We start from the raw sequence: 13,743 nt of genomic DNA on the forward strand, positions 1-13,743 counted from the left end.
CTCAAATCATAATCGTCACCTGGGTTCGCAAACGCACGTTTCAAGGCCGGGTTGCTGGCGCAGGAGCTCAGCTGTCGTGTTCCTCGGCCGGTGCGTCCGGCGGGTCACGGCGCCGCCTCAACCGGCCGGCGTAGGCGAAGAGGACGCCCGCCAGGGGATGGGCGGTCAGCACCCGGAACCGGTAGCCGCAATCCGCCTCGAACGCCCGCGCCCGGATCTCCGGCGCAAGTCCGCGCGGCAGGGACAGCGGCCCAAGCCGCCAGCCCACGAACCGCCAGCGGAAGCCCTGGCTGACGGTCTCGGGCTCGAAGCGGAAGGTGAGCGGACGGAAGCGTTCCTCGAACCGGCCGAGGCCGCCCCCCGCCGCCAGGTGCGAGGCGAACCCTCCCCGCCCGAAGCGCCGCCGCCAGGTCTCGCCCGCATCGCTCGCCGTGATGCGCACCTCGATGGCCGGGTAGGCGCCGGGCTGCGGCAGCCCCAACGCGCGACGCACGAGGGTGGGGAGCAGGCGGCGAGACCCCCGCGCCCGGCCGCGGCCTGCGAACACGCCTCCGCCGGCCGCATGGGCGTCGCGCACGCTCGGCGGCAGCCGGTGGAAGGCCTCGCCCAGCACGCGCGGGAACAGCCCCTCGGCAGGCCCCCAGCTCTCCTGCCCCGTGCGGATCGGCAGGTCGCGAAGCTCGCCGACGATCTCGTCCAGCGAGACGAGGCCCACGCAGGCGCGCGCGCCGCGCGCCGTGATCCGCCCGTCCTTGAGGCCCCGCAGCACCGCCGCGGCCGCCGCCACCGGTGTGGTCGGCCCGGCGTTCGCGTCGGCGGCCAGCCACCAGCGCGCCGCGCGAGGCTCCCCGTCGGCTCCGACACCGTCCGCCAGCACCACCATGCCCCCGCGATCCGAGCCGAACCGCTCCGCCAGGCCCGCCGAGCGCCGCAGCCAAGGCGCGAGCGGCCGCAGGTCGCGCACGAGCCCCAGCCGCACGGGCCAGCTCAGCAGCCACAGCCCCAGATGCAGCGGCGCGAGCTCCAGCCCCGCCAGGAACAGCGCCTCGCGGCGTACGCCCGCCCGCTGCGGGATGATGTCCAGGTCCGGCGTCTCGCAGAGCGAGGCCCAGCGGTCGCCGAGGCGCGGGAAGGCCACGCGCTGCGGGCCGCTCCACCCCGGCTGTGTGGTCCAGCGAGCCCCGCGGAACACCCGTACCGGCTGGCCCACGTAGGAGAGGATGGCCTGCACGACCGACAGCCCACGCGGCGCCCGCGCGCCCGGGGAGATGGCGACGATCACCCGGTCCACCGCCCGCCAGCCGGCGGTGAGGGTGTCCAGCGCGGCGTTGGACAGCGCCGGGGTGGAGCTCGCGCCCGTCACCGCCAGCACGCCGGCGGCCGCAGCCTCCGCGTCGAGCGCGGCCGGCAGGGCGGCGACGAAGTCCCGGCCGTCGGCGATGTCCACGTAGTGGGCGCCGGCCGCGATGGCGGCGCGCGCCAGGGCCAGGTCGCTGGCCTGGAAGGGGCCCGCCGCGTCGACCACCGCCCAGGGGCGCAGCGCCGCCAGCCCGTCCGGCGCCGCCCGGTCGAACACCGCGATCGCCGCCGCGCCGATGTCCGCCTGCAGCCGCTCCAGGGCCGCACGCCCGCGGGCGGCCAGCACCAGCTCCACATCGGGCCAGGCGGCGAGCCGCCGCGCTAGCCGTTCGCCGAAGGCGCCGGTGGCGCCCACCAGCACGATGCGGCGGGTCATGCCCAGCCCGGCGGCGGCTCGAGCAGGAAGCGCGCCCGCACCTGCGGCGAGGGGACCATGCAGCCGGCCTTCTTGCCCATCAGCCGGTACCGGTTGCGCGCCAGCAGGCCGTAGGCGGCGTCGCGCGCCGGCTTCGGGATCGCGCGCAGCAGCCCCGCCCAACTCCACGGCGGCCCCAGGCGGCGCGCCAGCGCCAGCACCGCGTCGGAGGCGTCCAGCGGCTGTCCGCGATCGAAGAACAGGAAGCTGTCGGGGTTCTCCAGGTCCAGGCCGTAACGTTCGGCGATGGCCCGGCCGAACGGCGACTGCAGCGGCGTGAACCGGAGCTCGCCGCGACGGTCGAGACGCAGCGCCAGCTGCACCGACCCCGAGCAGAAGTTGCAGACGCCGTCGAACACCCAGAGCCCGTCGAGCACGTCGGGCGCCGCCGGGTTCACGCCGCCATCCGCGCCTTGAACACCCCGTCCGGCAGCAGGGCCGCACGGCTCGGGTGGATGAAGAAGTAGTCCTTCCAGGGGAGGTCGGGGACGACGTCCGTGCGCTCCTCCAGCCGGTCGCCGTTGAGCGCGAACATCCGGTAGCCCAGGTCGCGGAACAGGCCGACCACCGCCTCGGCCGAGCCGCCGAAGCGGGCCTGCAGCATGGTCGGGTGGATCTCGATCAGCACGTGCGGGCGGTCACGCTCGAGGATGGCGCGCGCTCCGGCCAGCGCCCGCTGCTCGGCGCCCTCGATGTCCATGCGGATGAAGTCCACGGCCGCGACGGCGTGCTCGGCGCAATAGCCGTCCAGCGTCACCACCGGCGTCGGCTGCAGGTCCGCGCCACGATCCTGCAGGTCCGGCCGCGCCGCGCCGTCGGGCGCCTGCTCGGCCACGAAGGCGTAGGCCCGGCCCATGCGGCCGGACATCTTCTTCGGCGTCACCAGCAGGAGTTCGCCGGGCTGGTCGGCGACGGCGGCGTGGACCGGCGTCACTTGCCGGGCGATGCCGTGCCAGGCAAGGCAGGTCTTCAGCACCTGGAAGGTGAAGGCGCTGGGCTCGAACGCATGGATGCGGGCCTTCGGCGCCACCTGGGTCATCACATAGGTGTGGCGTCCGTCGCTGGCGCCCACGTGCAGGCAGGTGGGCGCGCCGGCCAGCAGGTCGGCCAGGTAGGGCGTCTCGGGCTCGTGCTTCGCCCACCTGACGTTCCGCCGCCAGGCGCGGAAGGCGTGAGCCAGCACGCGGAACGAAGCCATCCGATCCCCTCTTCGAGCGCCCCCGCGCCCGAGGCCTTCTTAAGCGGGCTCGCGCACCACCGTCATCATGTAGTTCACGTCATAGTCCGTGGATTGCGACCACCGGCCGCTGATCGGGTTGAACGAGACGCCGTACGGGCCGTCGACGATAACCGGCTCGCCGTCGAGGAAGCCGCGGATCTCATCCGGCTTCAGGAACTTGCGCCAGTCGTGGGTGCCGGCGGGCAGCCAGCGCAGCACATATTCGGCGCCGATCACCGCCAGGGCCAGCGCCTTCGCTGTCCGGTTCAGGGTGGCGACGATCATCAGGCCGCCGGGCTTCAGCAGGCGCGCGCAGCTGCGCAGGTAGTCGCCCGGATCGGCCACGTGCTCGATCACCTCCATGTTGAGGATCACGTCGAACGGCGGCTCGCCCGCCTCCAGCAGGGCTTCGGCCGTGGAGCAGCGGTAGTCGATCGACAGCCCCTGCTCGGCGGCATGGGCGCTGGCCGTGCCGATGTTGCGCTCCGAAGCGTCGACCCCGGTGACTTCGAAGCCCAGCCGGGTCATGGGCTCGGAGAGCAGGCCGCCGCCGCAGCCGATGTCCAGCAGCCGCAGCCCCTCGAACGGCCGGCGCTGCGCCCCGTCCCGCTGGAAGCGATAGAGCGCCTGGTCCCGGATGAAGGCCAGCCGGACGGGATTGAACTTGTGCAGGGGCGCGAACTTGCCCCGGGGGTCCCACCATTCGGCGGCGATGCGCGAGAACCGCTCGACCTCGGCAGGATCGATGCTCGAACGGGCGGATGCGGGGGAAGCCATGCCTCTCCATAGCCCCGCGGGGCGTCGGGATGAAGCGATTGTGCCCGTTGCGGAGCGGAAATCCCGTCGCTAGAAGGGCCGGCGCTTTTCCTAGGGGGGTCCGCAGACCGTGTCGCGGCTGGTGATGAAATTCGGCGGCACGTCGGTGGCGGACCTCGAGCGCATCCGTCGCGTGGCCCGGCTGGTGAACGCCGAGGTGGAGGCCGGCCACAAGGTGGCCGTGGTGGTCTCCGCCATGGCCGGCAAGACCAACGAGCTGGTGGCCTGGACCGACGGCGCGGGAGCCGCGACCGGCAACCTGCCCTCCTCCGATGACGAATACGACGTGGTGGTCGCCTCGGGCGAACAGGTCACCGCGGGGCTGCTGGCCATGACGCTGCGCAACATGGGGGTGATGGCCAAGAGCTGGCTCGGCTGGCAGATCCCGATCATCGCCGACGACGCCCACGGCCGCTCGCGGATCGACGACATCCCGCCTGAGAAGCTCGCCGCCGCCCTGGACGACGGCCAGGTGGCGGTGATCGCCGGCTTCCAGGGCGTGACCCGCGACGGCCGCATCGCCACCCTCGGCCGCGGCGGCTCCGACACCAGCGCCGTGGCCATCGCCGCCGCCCTCAAGGCCGAGCGCTGCGACATCTACACCGACGTGGACGGCGTCTACACCACCGACCCGCGCATCGAGTCCAAGGCCCGCAAGCTCGGCAAGATCTCCTACGAGGAGATGCTCGAGATGGCCTCGCTCGGCGCCAAGGTGCTGCAGACCCGCAGCGTCGAACTCGCCATGGCGCACAACGTGCCGGTGCGGGTGCTTTCGAGTTTCGTCGAGCCGGGCGAAGCCCCCGGACAGGGCACCATCGTCTGCGACGAGGAGGAGATCGTGGAAAAGCGGATCGTGAGCGGCGTCGCCTACAGCCGCGACGAGGCGAAGATCAGCCTCTTCGGCCTGCCGGACCATCCGGGCGTGTCGTCCGAGATCTTCGGCGCGCTGGCCGACGCCAACGTCAACGTGGACATGATCGTCCAGAGCCATGCCCGCACCCAGGACACGGCCAACATGGAGTTCACGGTCGGCAAGCGCGACGCCGCGCGCGCGGTCGAGATCGTCCGCGCCGCCCAGCCGAAGATCGGCTTCGACGACGTGGCGGTGAACGAGGACGTGGCCAAGGTCTCGGTGATCGGGGTGGGCATGCGCAGCCATGCGGGCGTCGCCAAGTCGATGTTCAAGGCGCTCGCCGACAAGGGCGTGAACATCCAGGTGATCTCCACCTCCGAGATCAAGATCAGCGTCCTGATCGACGCCGCCTACACCGAGCTGGCGGTTCGCGCCCTGCACGCGGCCTACGGGCTGGACCAACTCTAGGCGGACGGGTGGGGCATGACGCTCCGCTTCGTCCCCTTATCTGAACTGAGCTCCGGGCAACGGGCGGAAGCGGCCCGCATCCTGCGCGAGGCGCTCGCGCACATGCCGGCGGCCTACAACGACCCTGGCGAGGCCGAGGCCGAGGTCGCGGCCTTCATCGATGACGAGGACCGCGAGGCGATCGCCGCACTGGACGGCGAGGCGGTGCTCGGCTGGATCGGCCTGATCCGGACCTACGACCACGCCTGGGAGCTTCACCCGCTGGTGGTGGACCCTAGGCGGCAGCGCGGCGGCGTCGGGACCGCGCTGACCCTGGCCTTGGAGGCGCGCGCCGCGGCGGCCGGCGTCCTGACCCTCTACCTCGGCGCAGATGACGACTACGGCGGCACCAGCCTCTTCGGGCGCGACCTGTTCCCGGACGTCGCGCGCAAGATCGGCGGCATCCAATCCACGGCGCGCGGCCACGCCCTCAGCTTCTACCAGAAGCTCGGCTACGAGGTCGTCGGGCTGATCCCGGACGCGAACGGCGCCGGCCGGCCCGACATCTTCATGGCGAAGCGGCTGACGCCTCCCCGGTGAGCCGAAAGGCTGCCCAGGCGCCGATCAGCGCCAGGGGAACGACCGCCAGGAACACCCAGACAGAGGCCGCCGTCGCGCTCGGCACGCTGAGCCCGTGGTGGAAGCCCGCCAGGTTGGCCGCGGCGCCGGAGATCGCCGCCCCCGCCGCCGCACCCGTCTGGCGCACAGCGGTGATCGCGGACGAACCGATCGCCCGGTCCTCCTCGCTGAGCGCCGCCATCACCCGCCGGCCCATGAAGCTCCAAGACAGGCCGAAGGCCGCGCCCATCAGCGAGCCGCCGACCAGCACCCACGCGAGCGGCTGGTCGGCCATGGCCCAGGCGAGGATGACCAGGCTCGCCACCAGGCAAAGCGCCCCGATGCGGATCCAGCGAGCGTCCCAGGCCCCGCTGACATGCGCCACCGCCAGCGCCGTGGCCGTCCACGCCAGTGACTCCGCGCCGATCACATAGCCCGCCCAAAGCGGCGACATCCCCCGCAGCGCCTGCAGGATCGGCGGGCCGTAGATGGCGAAGCCCATGGAGGCGGCGGTCAGCCAGAACATCGCCGCGTAACCCGAGCCCACCACCGTGCGCCAGTCGCCGGCCCGGTGCGGCAGGAGCCTCACCCGCGATCGGTGATCGATCCAGAAGACCAGTCCAAGGACCGCGAGCCCCAGCCCGATGACCGCCAGGGACAAGGCCGTGTTCGGCAGCAGGTCCGCGACCGCGATTGCGCTTACGCCCAAGCCGAGCACCCCAAGCTGCAGCCAGGGGATGCCTGGGCCCCCCTGCCCCTTCGCGCCGCCGCCGATCAGGAACGGCGCCACCAGGCTGAACGCCGCCGCCTGCACGGCGAAGACCCAGAAGACGTTGCGCCAGTCGCCGGTCTCCAGCAGCAGGCCGCCCAGCGCCGGGCCGAGCACTGTGGCGATGCCCCACACGCCCGAGACCGAGGCGAACACGCGCGCCAGGTGCCGCTCCGGGAACAGCAGGGCGATAGCCACCATGGCGAAGCCGGAGATCCAGCCGCTGCCCAGCCCCTGCACCAGCCGTCCCCAGAGGAAGACCTCCACACTCGGCGCGAGCGCGCTCATCACGCAGCCTGCGGTCATCACCACCCCGGCCAGGGCCGTGGCCAGCCGCAGGCCGAACAGCTCCGAAAGCCGCCCGGAGCTGGCGCCGGCCAGGATCGCGCCGACCAGGAAGCCGGCGGTCGCCCAGGCGAAATAGGCGTAGCCGCCGAGCTCGGCGCCCACGCTGGGCATGATGGTGGCGGTGACCAGGCCGTCGGCGGCGTTCAGCCAGACGCCCAGGCAGATCAGGGCGAACCGCGGCAGCCGGCCCTCGGCCAGCAGGTCGCCCCAGCTCTTCTCCGGCTCCAGGCCTCGACGCGCCGCCACCTCGTCCTCCTCGACCGCCCACGCGGCGGGGAGCGGCTTTTGCAACGCTCAGCCCACGAAATCCAGCCGCAGCGCGCCTAGCGGGCGCGGCTCGCGCCCGGCGGCGGGGGCTGGAAGTCCGGCGTCCAGTGCACCGCCGTCGAGCCGGTGATGTACCAGCCGATCACCAGGGCGCAGATCAGCGCGCCCGGCGCGTAAGAGCCGGTCCGGCGCCAGGTCCACATCCCGATCGCCCCCACCAGCGCCAGCAGCGGGATGAACTGGATGGCGACGATGGTGTTCAGCGGTTCCGTCGGTGTGGCCAGCACGCCGGTCGCGAACAGGCTGACGTACTGGATGGCGACCAGAAGCACGAAGCCTAGGCTCATGGCGACCTTGCCCGTGACCACCTGGGCCAGGAAGCCGTCGCCGCGGATCGCCAGGTCGCTCACCAGCGCCCGGATCGCCACCAGGAAGAACAGGCTCCAGAGGACCACGTAGGGGACCAGCATCGCCCAGTCCGAACCGGCCAGAGGCTTCAGGCCCAGAACCCAGAACCGGTAGTCCGTCTTGAACGCCGCATCGACCACGACCAGCGACAGATACCCCACCGCCACCGTCGCCAGCGCCAGGGCCGCCGACGCCAGCCAGCGGGTCGTGAACACCGGCCGCCGCTTCCGCAGGGCCGCGACGCCCAGCATGATCAGCGCGTTGACCAGCGCCCAGACCAGCAGCTGGTTCTGGATCCACTGCGGGAACAGCCGCATCGGGAAGAACACCTGCCCGACCTTCATGGCCGGATAGAAGGTCGCCGCGGGGATCAGGGCTGTCAGCGCGAAGGACAGCCACCAGCGCCCGTCCCGCCGCTCGGCCGCCGCCTGGCCAGGCGTCGCGAGCCGGGCGAACAGCGGCGTCCGCAGCAGGATCTCGAACGTCCCCAGCAGCAGGTAGGCGAAGCCCACGAAGGCGACGCCCGTGCCGATCTCCTTCCAGAGCCAGATCTGCTCGCCGGCCGGCGGTCCGCTGGCCTCCCCGTCCAGGGTCTGCTGGAACCAAGCCACCGCCGGCTCCACGCCGCCCTTGGAGAAGTGCTCCCAGGGATGGGTGACCGGCGGGTTGTAGAGCACGCGCGCGGTGCCGTCGGCCACCGAGCCATAGACGCGGCCCTCCACGACGGGCGCCGGCGAGCCGAAGAGCTTCATCAGCCGCGGCGAGCGCGCCACCTCGGAGCCCTTCGGCACCTGCCACATCAGCTGGGCGAACTCGTCGAACTGGCCGAACACGAGCGCGAGGTTGCGCGGGTTCTCCGGCGCCTTGGCCCGCAGCAGCCCCGGCGTCGAGCCCTCCAGCACGATCGAGCGGTAGCCGTCCGGCTGCGCCACCGCGGCCGCCAGGATCGGCCCGCCGCCCATGGAGTGGCCCTCGAGCCCGATGTTGGCGCGGTCCACGAAGGGCAGCGACTGCAGGTAGCGCAGGGCGGCCGGGCCGCCGAAGTCGTTCTGCCCGACCGCGCCCTCCGAGTAGCCGTGGCCGGTCATGTCCATGGCGAGCACCACGAAGCCGCGTCGCGCCAGCTCGATGGCGAACGGGCTCTGCATCTCCCGGGTGTTGATGTAGCCGTGGCTGGCCAGCACCGCCGGCGCGGGATCCCGCGCTGTTGCCCCGGCCGGCACATAGAGCAGGCCGCTCTGGGTGAGGCCGCCGTCGCCGGCGAACCGCACGTCCTCGACCCTGACCCCGCCGCTCGTCTGCACTCGGCTGGCCAGCAGGCTTCCGCCCACGATCAGCACCAGGCCAAGCAGGAACCAGCCCCACGTTCGCAGCATCTGCGCCTCCCCCCGAGACGATGTTCGTTAGGTGGACGATGGGGCGCGCGCCGCCGGGTGTCAAAGTTCCTCGGGGCCGCCCCCTTGGATCATCGTCCCTGCGGGTCCTCGGGAGGGCGACGGCGGTCCGAGCGCACAATCGACGCAACCTCCCTCTTTCCGTCTCCGTCCGGACACGTAAAGCTGTTAGGGGACGCCACGTCAGGGACAGGGAGGACGAGCGCCGCACAATGGCGATTCCAGGGGTGGCCATACGCGGTCAGCGCAGCCTGCTTCGGCAGATTAGGGAGTCGCTCGCCGGCGGCGGCCCGGCGCAGGCGCGCCTGGACATGGTCGTGCGGATCATCGCCCGCTCCATGGTCGCCGAGGTCTGCTCGCTTTACCTGCGCCGCTCCGGCGGCGAGATCGAGCTGTTCGCCACCGAGGGCCTCGACCCGGGCGCCGTCCACGTCACCCGCATGAAGCCGGGCGAGGGCCTGGTGGGCGAGATCATGCGCCTCGGCCGTCCGCTGAACCTGGCCGACGCCCCCGAGCACCCGGCCTTCTCCTACCGGCCCGAGACCGGCGAAGACCCGTACCACGCCTTCCTGGGCGTGCCCCTGCTGCGCGGCGGACGCGCCATCGGCGTGCTGGTGGTCCAGAACCGCACCGAGCGGGTCTACACCGAGGACGAGGTCGAGGACCTGCAGATCATCGCCATGGTCCTGGCCGAGATGGTGGCCGGCGGCGAGCTGATCGCTGAGGAAGAGCTCAAGGGCGTCGAGATCGCGCCCCACCGGCCCGAGCGGATCAAGGGCTCCAAGTTCGCCGACGGCCTGGCCTACGGCGTCGCGGTTCTGCACGAGCCGCCGGTGGCGCCCTCGCAGCTGCTGTCCGACGACGTGGTCGCCGAAGAGGCCCGCCTGAAGGCGGCGATCACCGGGCTGCAGGCGCAGATCGACGACATGCTGGAGGGCCAGCACGGCTTGGTCGAGGCCTCCTACGAGGTGCTCGAGACCTACCGCATGTTCGCCCACGACCGGGGCTGGAACCGGAGCCTTGAGGACGCCGTCCGCAACGGCCTCACCGCCGAGGCGGCGGTCGAGCGCGTCCGCTCCGAGCACCGCGCCCGCCTCGGCCAGGCCCGCGACCCCTATCTGCGCGAGCGACTGCACGACCTCGAGGACCTCAACGACCGCCTGCTGCGCCACCTGGCCGGCGACGGCCACGTCGCTCGCGAACTACCTGAAAACGCTGTGCTAATCGCGCGGAATCTCGGCCCGGCCGACCTCCTGGAGTACGACCGCAAGAAGCTCCGCGGCCTGCTGCTGGAGGAAGGGTCCACCGCCAGCCATGCCGCCATCGTCGCTCGCGCCCTCGACATCCCCTGCGTCGGCCGCCTGCACGGACTGCGCGACAAGGTCAACGAAGGCGACCCGGTGATCGTCGACGCCGAGACCGGCGAGGCCTACCTGCGCCCCCGGCCCGACGTGGTGAAGGCCATCCAGGCCCGGATGGACGTGCGCCGCCAGCAGCGGGCCGAGTTCGCCAAGCTCCGCGACACCCCCGCCTTCACCCGCGACGGCGCCAAGGTCACGCTGCTGATGAACGCGGGCCTGGACGTGGACCTCGACATCCTGGCGGAGACCGGCGCCGAGGGCATCGGCCTGTTCCGCACCGAGTTCCAGTTCATGGTCGCCGAGGAGATGCCGCGCTTCAACGCCCAGGCGGCGCTCTACTCGCGGGTGATGGACGCCGCCGGCGACCGGCCGGTGACCTTCCGCACCCTGGATCTCGGGGGCGACAAGGTGCTGCCCTATCTGGAGGCCGAGCGGGAGGACAACCCGGCGCTTGGCTGGCGCGCGATCCGCATGGGCCTGGATCGCCCGGCGCTGCTGCGCCTGCAGCTGCGGGCGCTGATCGCCGCCGCCCGCGGGCGGCCGCTGCGCATCATGTTTCCTCTGGTGGCCAGCTGCGACGAGTTCCGCGCCGCCCGTGCGCTGGTGGACACCGAGGTCGCCTGGGCGCTCCGTCGCGGCCGGCCCGGCCCCTCCCGGCTTGACGTGGGCGCGATGATCGAGGCGCCGTCGGTCATCTGGCACCTGGACGCCCTGCTGCCGATGACCGACTTCGTCAGCGTCGGCACCAACGATCTCCTGCAGTACATGTTCGCCGCCGACCGCGGGAACCCGCGGGTCGCCGACCGCTTCGACACGCTTTCGCCGCCTTTCCTGCGCGTCATGGAGCAAATCCAGCGCGCGTGCGCCGAGACCGGGACCCCGGTCAGCGTCTGCGGCGAGATGGCCGGTCGTCCGCTGGAGGCCTTCGCCCTGGTGGCGCTAGGCTTCGAGCGGCTCTCCATGCCCCCCGCGGGCGTGGGTCCGGTGAAACAAATGGTGCTTTCCTGCGACCGCGAGGCAGCGCGGCGCGGGGTTTCTGCGTTGTTGAAAAGCGGAGCTGGTTCCGTGCGCAACGAAATCGAAACCCTCGCGCGCAAAATCTACCTGGCGGTCTGAGGAGAACCGGACCTACGTGACCGAACACCGCATTGAGCGCCACCCGCACGCGTGGTACCCGGAGTTCATCTTCCGAACTTCGGTGAGTCCTTGCCTCGCATTCCGCGGCGAGGAACTCGCGGCGGCGAACACTCCCAGCTAGGGCGGGCCATGGCGTTGGATACTGGCCGGATCGTCGACTTCGAATTGGAGCCCGCCACCGGCGGCGATCCTCGACTTGTCGACACCTACGCTCCGACGCTTCATTCCGGCGCGAACATTGGCGAAGCGCTGCGCATGGTGCGCGAATTCCGGGGGCTGTCGCTCGACGATCTGGCGGAGCGGACCCGGGTGCGCCGCGCCTATCTGGCCGCCATCGAGGAGCTTCGGCTGGATCAGCTGCCCTCTCGGCCGTTCACCATCGGCTACATCCGCTCGTACGCCACGGCCCTGGGCCTGGACCCCGAAGAGGCCACCTACCGCTTCAAGGCGGACGAGCCGGTGCTCGATGAGCCGCTACGCGCGCCCGTCGGCGTGCACGATGATCGCGACCCGCGCCTGTCGGCGCTGATCGCCGGCGGCTGCGTCATCGTCGGCGCCATCTTCATGTGGAACATCGCCCAGCGGGCGATGATCGACGCGGCCCCCCCGCCGCCGCTGGCGCCAGAGGCTGTGGTGGCCGAGGCGCTCAAGGCGCAGAAGGACCTCACGCCGATACTCGGCGCCCCCCTGCCCGCCCCGGTCGAGTCCACCACGCCCGCCCTCTACGAGACCCCTGGCCTGTCGAAAGCCGGCGCGGACGGCCGCGGCAACCTCGACCCGCCCGCCATCCTCGGCGTGACCCCGGCCGACTTCGTGGCGCCGGACACCTCCCAGCTGCCGGCCGTCTTCAAGCCTGAGGGCAAGGTGTACGGCGCCGCGCCCAACCAGCCGTCCATGGTGACGCTTAAAGCGCTTCGCTCGGGCGCCTTGATCATCCGTGGCGCCGACGGCTCGGTCTATTTCGCCCGCCAGCTCAGCAAGGGCGAGGCTTACCGGATCCCGGCGGTTGATGGCCTCACGGTGGACGTCTCCGATCCCTACGCCTTCCAGGTGTTCGCCGCCGGCCAGTCCCGCGGCTTCCTGCCCGCGGCCCTCTCCTCGGCCAGCAAGCTCGGGGGCTGAACCTCCCGCCGCGCTTGGGTTCGCGGTGGAAACCCCCTATTTTCACCGTCGATGAGCACCCAGGACCACACCGCCGTTCGCCCCTGGCGCCAGATCCAGCGCCGGCCGTCGCGCAAGATCCGCGTGGGCAGCGTCGAGGTCGGCGGTGACGCGCCGATCAGCGTCCAGTCGATGACCAACACGGTGACCGCCGACGCGGCCGCCACCATCGACCAGATCCGCCAGCTGGAGGAAGCCGGCGCCGACATCGTGCGGGTGTCCTGCCCCGACGAGGACTCCACCGCCGCCTTCCGGACGATCGCCAAGGCCGCCCGGGTCCCGCTCGTGGCGGACATCCACTTCCACTACCGGCGCGGGGTCGAGGCGGCCGAGGCGGGCGCCGCCTGCCTGCGCATCAATCCTGGCAACATCGGCTCACCCGACCGGGTGCGCGAGGTGATCCAGGCGGCCCGGGACAACGGCTGCTCCATGCGCATCGGGGTCAACGCCGGCAGCCTGGAGCGCGACCTTCTGGAGAAGTACGGCGAGCCCTGCCCCGACGCGATGGTCGAGAGCGCGCTCAACCACGCGCGCATCCTGCAGGACAATGACTTCCACGAGTTCAAGATTAGCGTGAAGGCGTCCGACACCTTCATGACGGTGGCGGCCTACCAGCAGCTCGCCGAGGTGATCGACTGCCCGCTGCATCTGGGCGTCACCGAGGCGGGAGCCCTGCGGACGGGCACCGTCAAGTCGGCGATCGGCATCGGCTCCCTCCTCTGGGCCGGGATCGGCGACACTCTGCGGGTCAGCCTGGCGGCCGATCCGGTTGAGGAGGTCAAGGTCGGCTTCGACATCCTCAAGAGCCTCGGCCTTCGGCACCGGGGCGTGAACATCATCGCCTGCCCGTCGTGCGCGCGGCAGGGCTTCAACGTCATCAAAACCGTCGAGGCCCTCGAGCAGCGGCTGGCGCACATCGCCACGCCCCTCTCGCTCTCGATCATCGGCTGTGTCGTGAACGGCCCCGGCGAGGCCCTGATGACCGACCTCGGCTTCACGGGCGGCGGCAAGGGCTCTGGCATGGTCTATGTGGCTGGGCGCCCGGACCACAAGATGGACAACGAGGGGATGGTCGACCACATCGTGGCGCTTGTGGAGGCGCGGGCGGCCGAGATCGACGCGGCCAAGCGGGCGGAAGCTCTCGCCGCGGAATAGGGCGCGGGCCCGCCGC

11 protein-coding genes are annotated in these 13,743 nt (G+C 71.7%); 5 read left to right on the top strand and 6 right to left on the bottom strand.

Annotated elements, in window-relative coordinates:
• Positions 1 to 67: 67 nt before the first annotated feature.
• The 4 genes from VIL67_RS12220 to ubiG are packed head-to-tail and all read right to left on the bottom strand — an operon-like array spanning position 68 to position 3,770.
• The gene (locus VIL67_RS12220) at positions 68 to 1,735 is read right to left on the bottom strand and encodes a DUF4166 domain-containing protein (RefSeq protein ID WP_332049173.1); all 1,668 of its coding nucleotides are present in this window, start codon (positions 1,733 to 1,735) and stop codon (positions 68 to 70) included.
• On the bottom strand, positions 1,732 to 2,172 hold the full coding sequence (locus tag VIL67_RS12225; protein WP_332049174.1) for a thiol-disulfide oxidoreductase DCC family protein: 441 nt from the start codon (positions 2,170 to 2,172) through the stop codon (positions 1,732 to 1,734). Before VIL67_RS12225 ends, VIL67_RS12220 begins: the two co-directional genes overlap by 4 nt.
• The gene (locus tag VIL67_RS12230; protein WP_332049175.1) at positions 2,169 to 2,972 is read right to left on the bottom strand and encodes an FkbM family methyltransferase; all 804 of its coding nucleotides are present in this window, start codon (positions 2,970 to 2,972) and stop codon (positions 2,169 to 2,171) included. Before VIL67_RS12230 ends, VIL67_RS12225 begins: the two co-directional genes overlap by 4 nt.
• A 39-nt stretch (positions 2,973 to 3,011) precedes the next feature.
• Complete coding sequence (ubiG, locus tag VIL67_RS12235; protein WP_332049176.1) at positions 3,012 to 3,770, bottom strand: bifunctional 2-polyprenyl-6-hydroxyphenol methylase/3-demethylubiquinol 3-O-methyltransferase UbiG; 759 nt, start codon at positions 3,768 to 3,770, stop codon at positions 3,012 to 3,014.
• Positions 3,771 to 3,879: 109 nt separating this feature from the next.
• Between ubiG and VIL67_RS12240 the strand changes: the two genes are divergently transcribed.
• Both VIL67_RS12240 and VIL67_RS12245 read left to right on the top strand, forming a co-directional pair.
• Positions 3,880 to 5,130, top strand: coding sequence for an aspartate kinase (locus VIL67_RS12240; protein ID WP_332049177.1), 1,251 nt, complete (start codon positions 3,880 to 3,882; stop codon positions 5,128 to 5,130).
• A gap of 15 nt (positions 5,131 to 5,145) precedes the next feature.
• Positions 5,146 to 5,709: a GNAT family N-acetyltransferase gene (locus VIL67_RS12245; RefSeq protein WP_332049178.1), complete on the top strand. Its 564-nt coding sequence runs from the start codon at positions 5,146 to 5,148 to the stop codon at positions 5,707 to 5,709.
• On the opposite strand, the gene VIL67_RS12250 is transcribed toward VIL67_RS12245, so the two are convergent.
• On the bottom strand, positions 5,678 to 7,090 hold the full coding sequence (locus VIL67_RS12250) for an MFS transporter (protein WP_332049179.1): 1,413 nt from the start codon (positions 7,088 to 7,090) through the stop codon (positions 5,678 to 5,680). The two genes, VIL67_RS12245 and VIL67_RS12250, sit on opposite strands and share 32 nt — an antisense overlap.
• 77 nt (positions 7,091 to 7,167) lie before the next feature.
• Complete coding sequence (locus tag VIL67_RS12255) at positions 7,168 to 8,895, bottom strand: alpha/beta hydrolase (protein ID WP_332049180.1); 1,728 nt, start codon at positions 8,893 to 8,895, stop codon at positions 7,168 to 7,170.
• A 230-nt stretch (positions 8,896 to 9,125) separates the two neighbouring features.
• On the opposite strand from VIL67_RS12255, the gene ptsP reads away from it, so the two are divergent.
• The 3 genes from ptsP (at position 9,126) to ispG (ending at position 13,727) form a co-directional block, all read left to right on the top strand.
• The gene (ptsP, locus tag VIL67_RS12260; protein WP_332049181.1) at positions 9,126 to 11,390 is read left to right on the top strand and encodes a phosphoenolpyruvate--protein phosphotransferase; all 2,265 of its coding nucleotides are present in this window, start codon (positions 9,126 to 9,128) and stop codon (positions 11,388 to 11,390) included.
• A gap of 150 nt (positions 11,391 to 11,540) precedes the next feature.
• On the top strand, positions 11,541 to 12,533 hold the full coding sequence (locus tag VIL67_RS12265; protein ID WP_332049182.1) for a helix-turn-helix domain-containing protein: 993 nt from the start codon (positions 11,541 to 11,543) through the stop codon (positions 12,531 to 12,533).
• A 51-nt stretch (positions 12,534 to 12,584) separates the two neighbouring features.
• Entirely contained in the window at positions 12,585 to 13,727 is a 1,143-nt protein-coding gene (gene ispG, locus VIL67_RS12270; protein ID WP_332049183.1) for a flavodoxin-dependent (E)-4-hydroxy-3-methylbut-2-enyl-diphosphate synthase, read from the top strand.
• The last annotated feature ends 16 nt before the right edge of the window (positions 13,728 to 13,743 follow it).

It is taken from the genome of Phenylobacterium sp. (genome assembly GCF_036563385.1).
Classification (GTDB): domain Bacteria; phylum Pseudomonadota; class Alphaproteobacteria; order Caulobacterales; family Caulobacteraceae; genus Phenylobacterium.

Excerpts from the sequence above, each read along its gene's own strand:
- VIL67_RS12220 (WP_332049173.1), bottom strand. The coding sequence starts at position 1,735 with ATGACCCGCCGCATCGTGCTGGTGGGCGCCACCGGCGCCTTCGGCGAA.
- VIL67_RS12230 (WP_332049175.1), bottom strand. The coding sequence starts at position 2,972 with ATGGCTTCGTTCCGCGTGCTGGCTCACGCCTTCCGCGCCTGGCGGCGG.
- ubiG (WP_332049176.1), bottom strand. The coding sequence starts at position 3,770 with ATGGCTTCCCCCGCATCCGCCCGTTCGAGCATCGATCCTGCCGAGGTC.
- VIL67_RS12245 (WP_332049178.1), top strand. The coding sequence starts at position 5,146 with ATGACGCTCCGCTTCGTCCCCTTATCTGAACTGAGCTCCGGGCAACGG.
- VIL67_RS12255 (WP_332049180.1), bottom strand. The coding sequence starts at position 8,895 with ATGCTGCGAACGTGGGGCTGGTTCCTGCTTGGCCTGGTGCTGATCGTG.
- ptsP (WP_332049181.1), top strand. The coding sequence starts at position 9,126 with ATGGCGATTCCAGGGGTGGCCATACGCGGTCAGCGCAGCCTGCTTCGG.
- VIL67_RS12265 (WP_332049182.1), top strand. The coding sequence starts at position 11,541 with ATGGCGTTGGATACTGGCCGGATCGTCGACTTCGAATTGGAGCCCGCC.
- ispG (WP_332049183.1), top strand. The coding sequence starts at position 12,585 with ATGAGCACCCAGGACCACACCGCCGTTCGCCCCTGGCGCCAGATCCAG.